This is a genomic window from Dysgonomonas sp. 521 (assembly GCF_010501055.1).
Classification (GTDB): Bacteria; Bacteroidota; Bacteroidia; order Bacteroidales; family Dysgonomonadaceae; genus Dysgonomonas.
The window spans coordinates 127,890-145,687 of the sequence record NZ_QVMO01000008.1; the positions used below are offsets into that span (position 1 = coordinate 127,890).

Annotated in this window: 11 protein-coding genes; 4 read left to right on the plus strand and 7 right to left on the minus strand. The window is 42.3% G+C overall.

From position 1 onward, the window contains the following. The first annotated feature begins 22 nt into the window (after positions 1 to 22). The 4 genes from D0T84_RS04575 to gldN are packed head-to-tail and all read left to right on the plus strand — an operon-like array spanning position 23 to position 5,704. A complete protein-coding gene (locus tag D0T84_RS04575; RefSeq protein ID WP_163306482.1) occupies positions 23 to 2,185 on the plus strand; it encodes an SUMF1/EgtB/PvdO family nonheme iron enzyme in 2,163 nt (720 codons plus the stop codon). 28 nt (positions 2,186 to 2,213) lie between these two features. After that, positions 2,214 to 3,203 (plus strand): gliding motility protein GldL, encoded by a 990-nt coding sequence (gene gldL, locus D0T84_RS04580; RefSeq protein ID WP_163306484.1) that lies wholly within the window; start codon positions 2,214 to 2,216, stop codon positions 3,201 to 3,203. A 38-nt stretch (positions 3,204 to 3,241) separates the two neighbouring features. Next, positions 3,242 to 4,810: a gliding motility protein GldM gene (gene gldM, locus D0T84_RS04585; RefSeq protein ID WP_163306486.1), complete on the plus strand. Its 1,569-nt coding sequence runs from the start codon at positions 3,242 to 3,244 to the stop codon at positions 4,808 to 4,810. A gap of 21 nt (positions 4,811 to 4,831) precedes the next feature. After that, positions 4,832 to 5,704, plus strand: coding sequence for a gliding motility protein GldN (gene gldN, locus D0T84_RS04590; protein ID WP_163306488.1), 873 nt, complete (start codon positions 4,832 to 4,834; stop codon positions 5,702 to 5,704). A gap of 850 nt (positions 5,705 to 6,554) precedes the next feature. Here gldN and D0T84_RS04595 read toward each other — a convergent pair. From D0T84_RS04595 to D0T84_RS04625, 7 genes are all read right to left on the minus strand, one after another. Continuing rightward, the gene (locus tag D0T84_RS04595; RefSeq protein WP_163306490.1) at positions 6,555 to 7,925 is read right to left on the minus strand and encodes an alpha-amylase family glycosyl hydrolase; all 1,371 of its coding nucleotides are present in this window, start codon (positions 7,923 to 7,925) and stop codon (positions 6,555 to 6,557) included. Between the two features lie 27 nt (positions 7,926 to 7,952). Then, positions 7,953 to 9,290: an SLC45 family MFS transporter gene (locus D0T84_RS04600; RefSeq protein WP_163306492.1), complete on the minus strand. Its 1,338-nt coding sequence runs from the start codon at positions 9,288 to 9,290 to the stop codon at positions 7,953 to 7,955. A 32-nt stretch (positions 9,291 to 9,322) separates the two neighbouring features. Further along, positions 9,323 to 10,348, minus strand: coding sequence for a LacI family DNA-binding transcriptional regulator (locus D0T84_RS04605; protein WP_163306494.1), 1,026 nt, complete (start codon positions 10,346 to 10,348; stop codon positions 9,323 to 9,325). 36 nt (positions 10,349 to 10,384) lie between these two features. Further along, positions 10,385 to 12,232 (minus strand): glycoside hydrolase family 13 protein, encoded by a 1,848-nt coding sequence (locus D0T84_RS04610; protein ID WP_163306496.1) that lies wholly within the window; start codon positions 12,230 to 12,232, stop codon positions 10,385 to 10,387. A gap of 130 nt (positions 12,233 to 12,362) precedes the next feature. Continuing rightward, positions 12,363 to 15,029 carry a 4-alpha-glucanotransferase gene (locus tag D0T84_RS04615; protein WP_163306498.1) on the minus strand — a complete coding sequence of 889 codons (2,667 nt, stop codon included), beginning with the start codon at positions 15,027 to 15,029 and terminating at the stop codon, positions 12,363 to 12,365. 240 nt (positions 15,030 to 15,269) lie between these two features. Continuing rightward, positions 15,270 to 16,814, minus strand: a complete 1,545-nt coding sequence (locus D0T84_RS04620) for a 4Fe-4S binding protein (protein WP_163306500.1) — start codon at positions 16,812 to 16,814, stop codon at positions 15,270 to 15,272. Positions 16,815 to 16,835: 21 nt separating this feature from the next. Beyond that, a complete protein-coding gene (locus D0T84_RS04625) occupies positions 16,836 to 17,774 on the minus strand; it encodes a DUF362 domain-containing protein (RefSeq protein ID WP_163306502.1) in 939 nt (312 codons plus the stop codon). Positions 17,775 to 17,798 lie beyond the last annotated feature (24 nt).

The window sequence follows — 17,798 nt, forward strand, 5'->3', positions numbered from 1 at the left end:
TACTATAACTGATACAAAACATATGAACAAAAAGACTTTACTGACTTCACTACTATTGCTCTGTGTGTCAATAGTTTCTTATGCTCAAAGCGAGAGCTCGGGGCAATATTCGGTTCCTTCCCGAAATGAATATTTATTAAAAGATCCGGTATGGTTTATATCCATTGGTGGGGGTGCTCAGATGTATATAGGCGAAGATGATGATGGTGTAGGTGGAAACCGTCCTTCATTTAAGAGCCGGTTGACTCTGGCTCCAACGCTTACTGTGGGGCGCAGAATGAGTACATTCGTTACCCTTCGTGCCCAGTTGTCGGGTGGTAGCCTTCATGGGTTCAATGATGGCTGGAGTGGTACATATGATGTTTGGTGGAAACATGGTACTCATGGCGATGGTTTGAAAATGCTTACAAAAGATCCGGCCTGGGATTACATGGGTTGGATTGAAGGCATTGATTATGACTATAGTCCGGTTGATGAAAGTGGAGTCTCTGTATGGCATCCGCTAGGATATCAGCCCAACGAACAATATTATATGCAACATCTGCGTTATATGAGTATATCCGGAGATGTGCAGATCAATTTACTTAACCTGTTGAACGGTTACCAGCCCGAACGTAAGTTTGAAGTAAATCCGTTTGTGGGAGTTGGGATGTACCAACGTTTTGCTCATAGAGGGGTTAAAACCGCAACTATGTTTGGTGGTAGCGGTGGTTTGAATCTGGGATTCAATTTTACAAGGCATTGGCAAATATTTGGAGAAGGTCGACTTGTTCTTATTGGAGATACATTTGATGGCCAAAAAGGAGATAAGAGTACAAATGGTATGGCTCAGGCTACTATAGGTGTGACATATAAGTTCAGAAACCCTAAATATATTGATCCGGCTCTCGAAACCCGTTTGCTTTTACCTTATAATATAGCGCGTGCTTGTGATAATATGGTTTTGGTTCCGGGAGGTAATATCGAACTGGGTACAGGAATTGATCCGTTATGGGGCGATGAAGTACCTCGCAAGTTAGTGGCGGTTAGCCCTTTCTGGATGGATGAGACAGAAGTTACAAACAAACAGTATCGCGAATTTGTTTACTGGGTTCGTGACTCTATTATAAGAGAGCGTTTGGCAGATCCTGCGTATGGTGGAGACCCTACGTTTAAAGTATTAGTTAAACCAGATGATCGTAATAACTCTGTAGGCCAGCGTTTGAACTGGAATAAATCAATCCCTTGGAAAAATCCGACGCAACGTGAAGCTGCTGCTATTGCGAGTGTTATGGGAGGTAATCCGTATGCTGCCGACAAATCAGGTTTAGTAAGTGCTGCTTTAAATTATAAATACGATTGGTTTGATTCTAAGAGTTATTTTGCATTTTTAGCAAAACTAAAAGAGGGTGATGCACGTTCTATTGTTATATCGAAAGATACAGCGTATGTAAACTCCAGAGGCGATATTATTCGTGAAACATTAGCCAGAACGTCACATGGAGATAAAATGGATTTCACAAACACATACATTGTGAACATCTATCCGGATGTAATGGCATGGATGACGGATTTTGCTAACGCCAAGAGTGAGCAATATGTAGGAAAATATTTTACAGACAAAGCCTATGATGGTCATCCTGTAGTGGGTGTATCCTGGGAAATGGCCGATGCTTATTGCGCCTGGCGTACAGACCGCATGATAGCAGAAAAGAAATGTAAACTGAATGGATTTGAAGGTTATCGTTTGCCTACAGAAGCAGAATGGGAATTTGCAGCCAGAAATGGTCGCTCAGAATTGACCTACCCTTGGTATTCAGATAAGACTCATACTACTGATGGATTGGCTCATGCAAACTTCAGAGCATCGAAAGACCTGAAAGACTTGATTTCGCCGGTCGCAACATTCTTGCCTAACCGTTTCGGTTTGTATGATATGGCTGGTAATGCCGCAGAATGGACTACGACAACTTTCACTGAGTCTGTAGACCGTATGGCTGATGAGGCGAATCCTGACTTTAGCTATAGGGCTGTGCTTGCAGATCCGAAAGTGTTGAAACGTAAAATTGTAAAAGGTGGTTCATGGAAAGATTCTACTGTTAAGTCAGGAGATCGTTCTGTAGAATTCCAAGATAAAGGCCGTTCATTCATTGGTTTCAGATGTGTAAGAACATGGAACTTTAATGAAAAAGGTAAAGTCTATTAAGAAATAAAACTTTTAGAGTAATTCTCGAATGAAAAAAGCATGGCATAATTTTAGACGGTTAATAGCTAGTAGGAGAGGACAGACTGTATTTAATATCCTCTATAGCTGGGGTGCTGCTGTTGTTATTCTTGGAGCAATGTTTAAAATTATGCATATACAAGGCGGTAACGAGGTCTTAATGATTGGTATGATTGTGGAGGTTATCGTTTTTATCGCTGCCGGATTTGACTATACATCGCCGTCAGGAAATGAAGTTGGAGCAAATGCTTTATCTGGAGTAATTATAAGCGGAGCTAACTATGATGACAACTCGTCATCTGATATAAAAACAACAGGAAACGGAAAGTCCGGAAGTAGTACAGCTGCTTCCGGCGTCTCCGGTTCTTCGGTCGTAGTAGTTGGTGGATCATCCTCAGGTGGTGGTACATCCTTTCCCGGCAGTACCTCTTCAGGAGGTGGCGTTGTTCAATCGGGAGGTGGTAGCGGCCAAGGTGGTACAACTACAGTTGTAGGTAATGCTGGAGGCATTCCATCATCGCCTGCATCCGGTGGTTCGTATGCAGCCACGTCGTCAGGAGGCCAGTCTTCTACAGTAAGGACAGGCGCACCTGATTATGGACAAAGTGTATCCGATACAGCCCAAAATTTAGAAGAATTTTCGACTACGATACAGTCTTTGAATGAAGCTTCGCAGAAACTGTTGAAAGCTTACAACCAGATCACCGAAACAAACGGATTTGTAGATAATATAACTACATTAAACCAGAATGTTAGTGGTTTGAACGATGTATTTAACGCACAATTACAGACTATAACTGAACAAATGTCGGCTATCCGGTACATTAACGATAGCTTGAGTAGGATGAAGAATTTATATGATGGAGCTATTGGTGATAGTTACATGTTCAGAGAAGAGTCTGCAAAAATGACGAAACATATTGAAGCTTTGAACAATGTATATGCTCGTTTATTGCAAGCTATGACGACTAATAATAATCCAAACCAACCTAAATTCTAAAAGAAAAAACTGAATTAGAAACTAAAAGAGAATAAAAGATGGCTTTAAGTAAAGGGCAATTGACAAGGCAGAAGATGATAAATCTGATGTATCTGGTTTTTATTGCGATGCTGGCTTTAAATGTTTCTACAGAGGTGTTGGATGGATTTGTGATGATTAATGATAATATTCAGGAATCGATCGAAGTCACAGATGAGCGTAATAAGCAAATATATGCGGATATCAATGCTTCCTATGATAGTAATCCTGAAAAAACCAAAGATTCTTATGATAGGGCACAGGCTGTAAAGGTCAAGACTGATTCTATCTTTGGCTATCTTCAGCATTTGAAGCTTGAAATAGCCAAGAAGAGCGACGGAGCCGATGCCGATATTGATAACTTGAAATCGAAGGATAACCTGGATGCTTCTTCCGAAGTAATGCTCTCACCGGTGGGTGGACACGGAAAAAGATTAAAAGAAATGTTGGATCGCTACCGTGAGGTTATGGTCGCTCAGATACCCGATAGTGCAAAGCGTAAGATAGTGATGAGTACCCTATCCACAGAGCCTTCTCCCAGAGCTAAAAAGGAGAATAAATCGTGGATAACGGCTTCTTTCGAAAATATGCCGAGTATCGCAGTTATTACTTATCTGTCGGAATTGCAGGTAAATGTAAAGCAGGCAGAAGGGGAGGTGCTGAATGATTTGGCGAAGAACATTGACTTAAAAGATATTCGTGTAAACGAACTGAGTGCTTTTGTTGTGCCACAGTCGAGTATGGTTATGAAAGGTGTGCCATACAGGGCTAATATTATTTTGGCCGCTGTAGATACAACTCAACGTCCTCGCATAGTTGTAAATGGCAAAGAGTTGCCGACTGAAAAAAATGGTATGTATGAAGCAGGTACAGGCGCTGTAGGTACATTCAGATTCAATGGTTTCATTGAAATGATGGACAGAAGCGGTATGCCTGTTAAACGGGATTTTTCTCAGGAATATACAGTAATGGAACCGATGGCAACAGTTGCTCCGCATTGGATGGATGTGTTGTATGCAGGTGTTCAGAATACGCTGACAATTACCGTGCCGGGAGTAGCAAGTCAGGATGTACAGGCAACAGTCGTAAGCGGAGGTACTCTGAGAGCGTCCGGTAAAGACTGGGTAGCAGTGCCGTCAGCCTCGATGATCGGCCAGAAATTTGTGATTTCTGTATCTGCTAAAGTAAATGGAACACAACAGTTTATCGCCCGTAAGGAATTGAGGATACGTCCTTTGCCTGAGCCGCTTCCGTTTATTGAATATACAGACCAGAATGGCAGTCCTAAAGTCTTTAGAAAAGGAGCTTTAGCCAGGTCTATTATTTTGAATACACCGGGAATAAAGGCTTCTATAGACGATGGTATCTTAAATATTCCATTTCAGGTACTAAGTTTTAGAACAATGTCGATTGATGCGATGGGTAATACGGCACCGGAAATGTCTAATGGAGCAAGTTTTTCATCACGTCAGTTAGATCAGATAAGAAGAATGACTCGAGGTACGGTATTCTATATTTCAACAATAAAAGCGAAAGGTCCGGATGGTGTTGAACGGGATTTGTACCCAATGGAAATAAGGATTAATTAATTAACACAAAATATACATCTTATGAAATATATCGTTTCATTAATGTTTGGTGGACTACTTATGACGAGTTCACTTATTGCGCAAAACTCAGCAAACAACGCATACAGGATGATGAATGGTTCGCCAGCTACATCTACTACAGAAGATATGGTCACTGAAATCTCGTCCAGAGAACTTTTCGTTATGGAAAACTCTATGAATGATTATTATTCTGCCACATGGACGCGTGATATATACCGGGAAGTTTATGATGTGGAAGGCAACGAATCTCTGTTCTATCCTGCAGTATCTACAGACAAACGTGCGAATTTATTCTCACTTCTTGTGAATCTTATTTCAGACAATACTATTACAGTATATAAGTTTGAAGACCAGCCGGACTTCAACGACAATAGCGCCCTGACAGCTAAAGAAGTAATGGAACAGAACCGGATCGGATTTACTGAAAACGATAATAATACTTTGGCAGTGAAACGTGAAGATCTGGCAAATATGAATATTATCGGTTATCTGGTAAAAGAAAGGTGGTATTATGATATTAAGACCGGAAAAGGCGATGTGCGCGTTCAGGCTATTTGCCCGGTCGTTTGCGACAGAGGAAGACAATTCCCTATGTTCTGGGCAATGTTTGACGATGTAAGCGTTTATCTGGCCAGAGCGATTTCTCCGGTAGCGGTTGCTAATATCACTCCGGTATTGAGTAACGCGTCTATCTATGATATTTTCAGGAACAGGTATTACAGAGGTTGTATTTACCGTGTTGGAATGAGAGACCTGGGTAAATATTTTACAACTCCTGAAAGCCTTGCCAAAGAGCGTCAGCGTATCGAAACTGAATTGGACTTCGTTCAGTCACGATTCGATGCTGTAGCTACTGCTCATCACGAGAATTAAGAAATAAAATATAAAGTTGAAGAGGTTACTTAGATGAGTAACCTTTTCTGTTTTTATATAGATTCAGCTGAAAGTTATTATTGAAAGAATATCTCTGTTTTTTTGAAATAAAATTATCTAGTATAAAGTTCTTTGACATACTGAGAAATTGTTTAAATTTTATACGAATATTTTATTATACCTTTTTCTTCGTTCATTTTTAGTCTGTTTTCGGCTGTTTTTTCCTTTCTCTCAACTCAACCAGCGGTCACAGGAGCAAAGCGTATGTAAATAAACATCTCTAAAAACATCTCTAAAAATTTGAACGAATAAAATTTAAACAGTTTCTGAAAGGAAAAATAAAGTAACAATATAAATATACAGGATACCGTTACTTTTGTTACTTTTTTGTTCTTTGATTTATTTGTATTTTGTGCCTTAGCGTCTTTGCGAGAATAAAAAAGTAACAGAGAAAAACAATAAAGAAACTGTCACTTTTGTCACTTTTTTTGAATGAGCATGAGGGTGTGTCAAAAGTAAAACATCTCTATCAAATTGCTACTCTCTTTGTCATTCTGAGTGCAACGAAGAATCTCGACCTACCAGATACGAGATGTTTCACTCCGTTCAACATGACAACCAACGGTCACAGGAGCGGAGCGTATGTAAAAAGATATGAAAAAATACTTTTGACACACCCTATTTAGATTATAGGTTTTGTGTGATGCTCTTATAAGTAAATGTATTGTTCACACTGTTACCTTTTGAAAGGATTAATTATATATAAAGAAAAGCTTAAAAGTTTCCTCTTAAGCTTTTATATATATTCTAAATACTATTCTTGTATTACTTGTAAAAGCAATAATGATGCTTACTTAGGCCTTACAAACACCTTATATTCCCATGCTTTTAACGAACGTGGTAATTCCGGTACATTTACTCCGGCAAAATAATCGGTGTAACTACCGCGTCCTATGGCGTCATTACTGGTGTAATCGATATTCTTGTTCGAAAGGTTCAGCATCACAACGATTTCCTGTCCGGCTCTTTCCCTTGAATAAATCAGCAGTTCCTTATTGGCTGAAGTATTGTATCTTTTGAAAGTGCCGCCTTTCCCAGCCTGTAGTGCAGGATGCGTATGTTTCAGCTCATTAAGCCTTTTATAAAACTTGGTAGTGGCATTTTCTGCCCATGAAGGCACCATGTCTTTCTCAAAGAAGGAAAGGCGTTTTTTCAATCCTATTTCCTGCCCGGTATATATCATCGGCATGCCATTCAGAGTATATGCGAGGACGGCAAAAGCGTCTACCCCTTTCCCGTAGCGCTCGAATTCTGTACCATTCCATGAATTCTCATCATGATTGGTAAGGAATACCATCTTGTATGCATCAGGACACATGATTGTATCCAGTTTTTGTATATAAGAGGCGATACTGTCGGCATTCTTCATCCCTTTATTTATATCAGCCATCATGTGCATTAGTTCCCATGAATAATTGGCATCGAAAGCATGCTCCAACAGATCGTAGTTCTCCGATTCGGCAAGCATAAATACAGGTTTGATGCTATCCAACGATTTGCGTACATCATTCCAGAAGCCGGTAGGTACTTCATGCGCCATGTCGCAGCGATAGCCATCTATATTGAAGTCCTTTATCCAATATTTAAGGGCATCGGTCATCGCCGTGCGCATATCTTTGTTGTCATAGTCCAGTTCGTATGTATCGGTCCAGTCATACGGGCTCTTGAGGTTGCCCACGCTGTCTTTCATATACCAGTCGGGGTGCTCTGTAGTCCAGATGTTATCACAGCCTGTATGGTTTGCCACCCAGTCGAGGATTACCTTGAATCCCATCTCATGAGCCTTATCTACAATTCGTTTGAAGTCTTCCTTATTTCCAAACTCAGGATTGACCTCTTTATAATTTTTTACAGCGTAATAACTGCCTAATGTACCCTTACGGTTCTTCTCTGAAATAGGATGTATAGGCATAAACCAAAGCACGTCTACTCCAAGTTCTTTCAGGCGGGGAAGGTGTTCTTCGAATGCGGCGAAAGTCCCTTCTTTGGTATATTGCCTTACATTTACCTCATATATGACAGCATTACGGGTCCAATCCAGATGCTTTACGGTGCATTTTTCTTCAGGTTGGGCTTCTGCGTTATCTGCTTGCGGCTTTGGCTTACACGAATAACAGATCAGAGCTATGGCAGCAATGACAATAAATAATTTATTTCTCATAGAATATAATTTGGTAATGAATCTTTTTTATTTTACAGACTCAGGTTCCAAGTTTTTATTTGAATCCTGTACAAATGCTACGGATATGGCAGCCAACAACATAGATACACCTGCCACTATCAGCATGATAATAGAGCTTCCCCCTGCGATATACCTGAGAAGAAGACCGCCTGTAAGCCCTGCCACTATCTGAGGGATGGTAATGGTTGCATTGAAGATGCCCATATAAACACCCATCTTGCTGGCAGGAAGGGCTGCCGATAATATCGCATAAGGCATCGCTAATATACTGGCCCATGCTATACCCACGCCTATCATAGATATGAGTAGTAAATATTTATCTTCGAAGACGAACATTGACATCAAGCCCAAAGCTCCAAGTAATAAAGAGAATGAATACACCTTTTTACGTCCCAGCTTGTCAGCTATCTTGGCCATAAATATAGAGAATACGGCGGCAAAAATACCGTAGACCCCGCTTAATACACCATTCCAGTTCCCGGCTTCATTATAGGCTTCGGATAAAGGGTCTGTCGTATGCCATACATTTTCGGCGATTCCTCCAATGCCATATACCCACATAAGGAATAGGGCAAACCAGGAGAAAAACTGCACAACAGCCAGTTGCAGCATCGTTTTTGGAGTACTTTTCAATATTTCCAGGAAAGATTTCTTCTGCTTCTCCGCTTCTGTTATATTATTATATTCTTCATATTCTTTGGGTGGGTATTCCCTTACCCTGAAGCTCGTCCATAAAACAGTTAATAGAAGTGCCGATCCACCGATATAGAATGACCATATAACCGAAGGCGCGACTTTTTCGCCGGCTTCCGGTATATTCTGAATCCCGATCCATGTGAGTATAAAAGGCAGGAAGGAACCTACGACCGCACCTACATTGGTGAGGAAACTCTGGGTAGAATATCCGAGATTCCGTTGCTTGTCATTTACCATATCCCCGACCAGCGAGCGGAAAGGTTGCATGGATACATTGAAGGCGCAATCCATAAACAGGAGCATTCCGGCTCCAAAGAAAACCGGAGGCATAATAGCTGCTACAAACTCCGAATTAGGCATAAAGAACATGGCGATAGCCGAAACTATAGCTCCTCCCAAAATAAACGGAATACGGCGTCCTAAACGCGTCCATGTGCGGTCGCTCGACATACCTATGATGGGTTGTACAATCAGTCCTGCTATTGGCGCTGCTAACCAGAATAAAGGAAGATGATGCGGATCGGCTCCTAAAGCTGAGAGGATGCGGCTCGTTTGCGAGCTTTGTAGCGAATATCCTATTTGTATACCCAAAAATCCGAAACTAAGGTTCCAGATTTGCCAAAAAGTGAGAGTTGGTTTTTGTTTCATGGTACGTACGTTTTTTGTATAAACATTGTATCTTACGCGTCAGAGATATTGCGTGTTGTTTGCCTGACGATTAAGGATGTTTTTATTATTTTATTTTTCCTGGATGTGTTCTCCGGGTTTTCTATCTTTTCCAGTATCAATTTCATCGCTTCCATCCCGACTTCGATAGGGTGCTGATCCATTGTAGTCAACATAGGATCTGTATCCTGCGATATGTTCGAATTCGAAAATCCGCAGATGGATATATCCCCAGGGACTTTTAGTCCTAGCTTTTTACAGGCCACCAGTATGCCGGAGGCTGTATAATCGTTCATCGCCATAAAAGCGTCAGGGCGATCATCTTCCTGAAGTATCTCCATCGCTCTTTCGTATCCGAGCTGTTTGGTATCGGCTGTGCGTATCAATAGTTCTTCTACGGGCAGCTGATATTTCCGGAGTGCGTCCAGATAGCCGTTTTTCCGGTTCTTCGATATTTCGAGGTGGGCTGGGGCGGAGAAGAAGGCTATACGCTTACAGCCTGTTTTAATCATGTATTCTACCGCGGTAAGTGTCCCGCTATAATCATCCACCACCACTTTGTCAGAGTCAATCCCTGTACAGATCCGGTCGAAAAAAATGACGGGTATGTCATTGTCAATCAATTCCTGAAAGTGCTCGTACTGCGTTGTGGTTTTCGATTGGGATATCAATACGCCACATACACGGGCTTTTATCAGGGTCTGTACATTTCTTACTTCTTTTTTATAGTCCTCAAGAGACTGGCACACAATTACATGGTAGTCTTTTTCTTCCGCCACGGTTTCCATTCCGGATAATACACCCGAAAAGAAATGGTTAGCGAGCTCGGGCACAATGACTCCAATGATGTTGTTGTGCTGTGTCCTAAGGCTTAAAGCCAACGCATTAGGCTTATATTTATGCTCCTTTGCATAATCCTGTACCAGTTTCCGGGTTTCCGGACTGATGTCCGGATTGTCTTTCAAAGCCCTCGATACGGTCGAGGGCGATATATTCAGGTCTTTTGCAATGTCTTTAATGGTAAGAGGTCCTTTCTTCATGGACATGGATTTTGATTTTACTTCCTATAAAAGTAATCAAAATTCTAATATAAAGACACTTCTAGGTCCGATTGTTAACGTTTCGCCGGTTAAGTTTATAGTATTTTCACTGATGATGTCCTTTGCCTGATTTTTAGGCAGAATCTCTTTGTAATCAGCCAGATTTATAACCTTTTCTTCTTCAGAACCACTAAGGATAACCACTACAGACTTATCATTGTATTTACGTTCATATACATATACACTGTTCATAGGAGCAAAATGCTTCAATGTGCCTTTGGCGATGGCCTCATTTCCTTTGCGCCAGTTCAGTATTTTCTTCATATAGTCGAATGCTTCATTCTGCTGTGCTGTCCTCTCACTGGCATTGAATGCGTTAACCGGATCTCCTGCCCATCCTCCGGGGAAGTCGCGGCGCAGGTATCCGTCGCCCTCACTTTTGTCGGCAGCCATAAGTATCTCGGTTCCGTAATATATTTCGGGTATACCGCGTGTGGTCAGCAGGAAGGCTATGGCTTGTTTGTAACGATTGAGGTTTGAGGTTTGCTCAATATTTCTGTAGAAACGCGATGTATCGTGGTTATCAAGGAAAATAAGCAACTCCATCGGGTTCTCGAAAACGATATCTTGTCCGAGGTATTCATAAATACGTGACATCCCTCTGTCCCAAGGGTTCGTTTCTTCGTCAAAGGCTTTTTCCATTACACCCATCAGCGGGAAGTCCATTACACAGCGAAGGTTGGAATTTCTTGGTGCAGCCAGCTTACTGTCTTTTTGCCAGAATGCGATAGCGACATTATTATTCAGCCATGTTTCGCCTACGATGTTGAAATCCGGGTATTCTTCCGTTATCTCTTTGCACCAGCGCGACATCATATCATAATCGGCATAAGGGTGTGTATCCTGACGAATACCATCGAGCCCACTGTATTCTATCCACCAGATACTATTCTGGATCAGGTATTTTGCTACATGAGGATTCCGTTGGTTGAGGTCGGGCATAGATTCTACAAACCATCCGTCTATGGCCAGTTTTTTGTCGGCAGCCGAAGCGTAAGGGTCATGCTGGGTAGTGGTTTTATATGAGGTTTGAACATATTTCTCAGGATAATTGAACCAGTCTTTCGAAGGCCTGTCGGTAAAAAAGAAATGGTGGCTTCCGCAATGGTTGAAAATCATATCCATAACGACTTTCATTCCTTTAGCATGTACCTTGTCTACAAGGTCGACAAATTCCTGATTGGAACCAAAACGGCGGTCAACCTTATAATAATCTGTTGTTGCATAACCATGATAAGAGCCTTCCGGCATATCGTTTTCCAAAACAGGATTGAACCAGATAGCTGTTACACCTAGGTCATGTATGTAATTCAGATTGTCGCTTATTCCTTTGAAGTCGCCTCCGTGACGCGCGTATTGCCCGTTGCGGTCTACTTTAGCTTCCAGCATACCGGGTATTACATCGTTAGACGGATCGCCATTAGCAAAGCGGTCGGGCATAATGAGGTATAGTACATCGCTGGCATTAAATCCAACCCTGTCTGCCGACCCTTGTTTCCGTTGCTTTATTTCGTAAGGGATTACCTTCTTATCTTTACCCTGTTGCAGGACAATATCGAACTTTTCGGGTTGTGCATCCGAAAGGTCCAGGTAAAGCAGTATATAATTAGAACTTTCCAGTTTTACTATATCTTTTATTTTTGCTGTTTTAGAAGTTATAGTAACATCTGATTTGGCTATATCATTTCCATAGAGCATTACCTGTAGCTCGGGATTCTTCATCCCTGCCCACCAGAATGCAGGATCGACATTTTTGATATCAATAGCCAGGATTGACTGACTTACAAAAACGAGTAATAATAATATTAAACAGTTTTTCTTCATGGGTATAATTTAGTTAAGGTCTCAGACCTGTTTGTTACTATGTTATGTATAACGATAAGAGAAAGTTATACGGTAAAATATTTCATTTACTTACATGTTCGGATTACATGTTACCTCTAAGCAGGGTTGTTTATTCTCTTCCCGAGGATTTTACCATTGTTCTTACATGTTCGTTAAATTCCTTCGCATCCAATAATTCCTCTAAAGTAAGGTGCATACGGTATCTCCAGTAATGCTGCGCAATAGCCGGGATATTTATCCGTTCTTCTTCCGGGTCAGTCCTTTTAAGCTTGTCGTCGAAAGAAAGCCAGTCCTGAAGAGGGAGAATAGTGAGCATCGACGGAGAATTCAGATGATTGGTTACTATTTGCAGGCATATATCTGATGTGCACTCCTGTGGAGCCGCTCCGTTTTTCCATAATACCTGGTTGTAATACTTCTGTGTGATGTCCCTGTTTTCGTTCCACCATGCCCTTATCGGCGCCATATCGTGTGTGGATGTGGTACATACACTCATATAAGGCAGATTTCCCAGATAATTGAAAAGCATCTCCCTGATTTTCGGCATACGCTCTATTTCGAGGCTTAATATTTGCAGTTCGTGCATTACGGACGGAACAGATTCGGGAACCATACCGAGGTCTTCGCCACATACGAGCATGCGGGTAGAGGCTATCAGGCTTGGCAGCTTGGTCATTGCCTGTTCTCTCCAGAACTGTGTATGGCGGCGATAGAAGAACTCGTCATATAAGCGGTTGAATGCCATTTTGGCGCCATCGTCCAGGTCTTTGTACGAGTGTGTATATTGCGCTGTGATGCGCGGATGATATTTCCAAGGTTCACGTTTGTCCTTGATGAATAATACCTCGTTGCACAGGCTGTATAGTCCGCCACGCAGGTAATTGCTTTTTTCGTCCAGTGTATCCGGAAACAATGCTTTTATCTTTACCTGTGTATCACAGAACTCTTTCAGCTCGTAAAGCTGCCACGCTATCGGGTTCAGGTATTTATCAATTACTTCCTGGGTATGTTCCCCAAATACATCTTTCAGGTAATGTTCGTGGATATACGGACTGGTCATCCGGTAGTCGTCGAACCACATCCCCCACGACCTGATTTCGTCAGCGGTCATAGGCAGTGCAGGGCTGAAATAGCCTAAGAGGCCTTGTACCGATGAAAGAGGAATTTCCCAGATGCGGAAGAATCCTAATATATGGTCGATACGGTAAGCGTCGAAATAGTCCGCCATTTTGCGGAACCGTTTTACCCACCACTGGTAGCCGTCTTTAGCCATTTCGTCCCAGTTGTAAGTAGGGAATCCCCAGTTTTGGCCGAAGAAAGAAAAATCATCAGGTGGAGCGCCGGTTTGTACGTCAAGGTTGAAAAGGTGCGGCTCTACCCATGCTTCAACACTGTTGCGGCTGATACCGATCGGTATATCCCCTTTGAGGATCACTTCATGCTGATGGGCGTATTCTTTGACTTCACTTAATTGTTTATGTAGCAGATATTGGGCAAAGCAAAGCGTCTCTACACTTTCTTTAGCCTCTTTATCGGTGTTGATTAACGTTGTTAGTTTCTTCTTGTTGAAAGAATTGTGAGTTTTCCAGATTGAGAAATTGGCTGTTTTGTATACATCACGGAAGTATGAGAAACAGGCATAAGGGAAAAGCCATTCTTCATTCTGTTGATAAAAAGTAAGATAGTCTTTGCTTTTCAGTACTGATGCGCCTGATTCTTTGAACAGGTCTTTTATATATGCCCATTTCAGAGCCAGAACCTTGTCATAGTCTATCTCTTTTAACGCATTCAGTACAGAGGCATCCTGTTCGTATTTTGCATATAATTCTTTATCCTTCAGGGGGTATGCTTTCAGTCCTAAATAGATGGGATGAAGCGCATAGATAGATATCGCGTTGTATGGATATGAGTCTATCCACGTATATGTAATCGTAGTATCATTGATGGGAAGTACCTGTATTATCTTCTGGCCTGTCTGAGCAGCCCAGTCTACCATCTTCTTCAGATCGGAAAACTCGCCTATGCCGAAACTGTCGTTCGAACGTAAAGAGAAAACCGGAATAGATACGCCTGCTGCTTTCCAGCCCATCCATCCATGATTGTAGTCAAATGTTTCGACCCTCACCGCGTCTTCCTTTGCGGCAATGGGGGTTAATATCCTGTTGGGGCCTTCTTCCCAATGAATAACTTGCTTCTCTGTACAGTCGTAAATAGCAAGTTTATATTCTTGTGCAGTCTTTAAGGATGTAGCGTTAATAGCCAGTTGCCATTCTCCAAAATTGACTGCTGTGAAGTGTAGGGCCTTTTCAATGTCCCATCCGCCTAATGCTTTTGATGAGCCGCACAAGATCATTATTTGATTCTTCTTTATATATGGGCAAACAACTTTAAGTAAGATTGTCTTTTTGTTATATTTTACTTTCGGAGCATTGTCGTGATGGAAGAAACTGTCAGAGAATCCGGAGGTATACAGATACCTTTGAGACGGTGTGCCATGCCACGAATCCTGTATTTCAAATGTTTTGTTTGCATCTAAAGTTAAAGAGTGCGGTTCGCCCCATTCTTTTATGGTGACGATCCCATTTTCTTTTATTATGTAACGGTATTCGATAGATGCATCTTCGGTTTCGAATTCTGTAACCCATTCATTCGGAGAGATGCATACCATTCCCAAAGCTTTATCTTCATCCCAGTTGCCCAGGGTAGAACCTGATCCGCAGACATAGACATTTTGTCCCCAGACAGTGTGATAATCAATATGCAATTTTATTTTCATGTTGAAGTTTTTATGGTTATAGATTGATGGTTCTTCTATACTAAAATGTATATCTGCAAAACAAAACTACATATTAATGTACGACTGTGTGGGTAAAAACCATTATTTTCTCATGAAAATAATTTGCAAACGATTGCATGAAATACAAAAAGGTGCGGAATACATTCCACACCTTTCAAATAAAGTTTTCTAATTGTTCAGGTATGAGAAAATCCCCATCGATTTTCGAAATATAGAGTATTAGAAACCGAAATCGTCAACGACGATATCTTCTTTCTTCTCTTCTTTAAATGCCTTCCGTAGCTGATGCTCTTTATTACCTTCCACACGTATAGCCCTGTAGGGACGAACCGGACAGATAAATTCACACCCGCCGCATCCCACACAGATATCGGCATTGATAAATGGTATGGTGAGCCCTTCCTGCTTGTCGTAAGGTATCATTGTTACAGCCTGCGTAGGGCAGTGTTCGGCACAAGCCCCGCAATTGGTACCTTCGGTGTGTACAATACATATCTCCTCGTGGAAAGTCACACGGCCTATCTGGGTCATGTGCTTTTCTTCCATTGCCAGTGGTTTCAGGGCGCCGTTAGGGCATACATCGGTGCAGACCGTGCAGTTGTAGTTGCAGAAGCCTTTCTCGTAGTTCATCATAGGCTGCATCATACCTCCCAGTCCGTATTCCATAAAGGCGGGCTTAATAACCCTTGACGGGCATCTGCTGATGCAGAGATGGCACGATGTACAGTGTTTTGACAAGTGGCCGGCACTGACTGCTCCCGGAGGGCAGATCGCATTCTTACGGATGTACTTGTCGTTTCCTGTCAGTTCCGCGGCTTTCTCCTGCGCATAAACAGCAGGAACGGTAACGGCGGTTGTCAGCCCTGCCAAAAGGAACTGCCTTTTACCGTTGTCCGTATCATTGGCTGTATTGCTCTGGTTTACCTGTTGTTTCTTTAACGAAGGCGAAAACGCCAACGCGTTTCGCGAACAACTGCTAAGGCAATTGAAGCAATCTACGCAGCGTGAATAATCGACCGTATGGTTTTTACTGTCGATACATGATGCCTTGCATTTTGCCGCGCAAGAGCCGCAGCTGTTGCACAAGCTGTCGTCTATCCTGATTTTGAACAGCGAGAACCTGCTTAAAAAGCCTAATACCGTTCCTACCGGACAGATTGTATTGCAATAGGTTCTGCCGTATTTCCATGCAAAAAAGCCTATGGCAAAGAATGTGAGCAATGCAATGATAAATGAAAACAGGCTCAATATCACAACTTCCACTTTATAGAACGTATAATTGTCGAAACTGGAAAAGATAGATTCCAGTAGGTTGTTGCCTCCCATATACACAGGGCGGAATACATTGGTTATTATCCTGCCCCACGCGCTGTAAGGATCCAGCAGGCCCAGTACGACCGGAAATCCCGCAAAGTAAGCTATGATGGTAATTCCCAGAACTGACCAGCGGAGTACATTCTTCGCCTTACTGTATTTATAACGTTTCTTTTTCTTGGAAAACAGGCGCCGTTTGGATATCCAGCTTACAATATCCTGATATATGCCCATCGGGCAGATAGACGAGCAATAGACCCGTCCGAACAGGAGCGTGAGTATAACGAGTACAGCCATAATGATGAAGCTGCCTCCCAGTATTGCCGGCACAAGCTGAATATGCGCCAGCCTGTGAAAGCCGTCGGGTAGCAGTGCGGCAAAATCGAGAAAATAGAATGTGATGAGGGTAAATATCACGATGGATATTCCTACTCGCAAGTATTTTAGCATTTGATGATTGATGATGGTTTGTTATATTTTTATCCTCTTGATATTCAGTTTATCTATATCCATAGTCCCTAACTTGAGTTTTTGCCCGTTGGCTAAATGCCCTACATGGTCGAGAGGCATGTCCCTGACCTGACTGAAGAATTTGGTGGCGGCAGTATCGACAGCCACGATGTCCTGGGATATGAACAAGCCTTTCGTATTTACGACATCCGAAGCAGACCTTCCCTGTGGCCCGTTTGTCTTCACGATGCGGTATGCATCCACAACATTCAGTACCGGCTTTTTAGAATAGGTGCATATATCGGCGATACATTGCTGCAGCCCGCTTCCGTGAAATATTCGCCTGTCCCATACAATACCCATATAGTTCTTCATGGAGATGGTAAGGTTTGCCCCGCCATGATGTTTTAACACAGGTACGTTTATCCATGCATCGCAGTCGAGAATGGCCTGGTGTATCTTGGCGTTTTTCAGTGTGACTCCCTTCGGTAAGGATACGCTGCGGTAATATGATTCTTCGTGCGCGGGTACGACCTTTGCTCCGGCGGCTTTGGCTGCGGCTTCGATGCCACTGTTTTTATAGCATTTCAGCCAGTCGTCGCATGTATGGTCGAATACGGTAACTTCCTTGGCTCCGGCAGCAAGGCACTGGCGGATAATTTCACTTACCAGTTTAGGATTGGTATTGCCTGCTAGCTCAGGTGTTTTGTCCCACCCGATATTTGGCTTAACTACAACTTTATACCCTTTCTTGATAAATTTACTCATTCCTCCCATTTCTGAGATTGCCCGTTTAAACATGGCTTCGGGCTCTCCGCCCATTACTGCCACCATGTCTATAGGCTTACCAGTCTGGGTGCTTTCGAGCGTTTGGGCCAGTACGTCCATGCCTCCGCTGGCTTTTATTGTTGCGGCTGCTCCGGTAAGCGCTATCGCTCGTAAAAAATTTCGTCTGTCCATAAGTTCTGAGTTATAAGTTATGTG

Bases quoted from the DNA above. Each gene is read 5' to 3' on its own strand.
- D0T84_RS04600 (WP_163306492.1), bottom strand. From the start codon at position 9,290: ATGAAACAAAAACCAACTCTCACTTTTTGGCAAATCTGGAACCTTAGT.
- D0T84_RS04625 (WP_163306502.1), bottom strand. From the start codon at position 17,774: ATGGACAGACGAAATTTTTTACGAGCGATAGCGCTTACCGGAGCAGCC.
- gldL (WP_163306484.1), top strand. From the start codon at position 2,214: ATGAAAAAAGCATGGCATAATTTTAGACGGTTAATAGCTAGTAGGAGA.
- gldN (WP_163306488.1), top strand. From the start codon at position 4,832: ATGAAATATATCGTTTCATTAATGTTTGGTGGACTACTTATGACGAGT.
- D0T84_RS04595 (WP_163306490.1), bottom strand. From the start codon at position 7,925: ATGAGAAATAAATTATTTATTGTCATTGCTGCCATAGCTCTGATCTGT.
- gldM (WP_163306486.1), top strand. From the start codon at position 3,242: ATGGCTTTAAGTAAAGGGCAATTGACAAGGCAGAAGATGATAAATCTG.
- D0T84_RS04575 (WP_163306482.1), top strand. From the start codon at position 23: ATGAACAAAAAGACTTTACTGACTTCACTACTATTGCTCTGTGTGTCA.
- D0T84_RS04615 (WP_163306498.1), bottom strand. From the start codon at position 15,029: ATGAAAATAAAATTGCATATTGATTATCACACTGTCTGGGGACAAAAT.
- D0T84_RS04610 (WP_163306496.1), bottom strand. From the start codon at position 12,232: ATGAAGAAAAACTGTTTAATATTATTATTACTCGTTTTTGTAAGTCAG.
- D0T84_RS04605 (WP_163306494.1), bottom strand. From the start codon at position 10,348: ATGAAGAAAGGACCTCTTACCATTAAAGACATTGCAAAAGACCTGAAT.
- D0T84_RS04620 (WP_163306500.1), bottom strand. From the start codon at position 16,814: ATGCTAAAATACTTGCGAGTAGGAATATCCATCGTGATATTTACCCTC.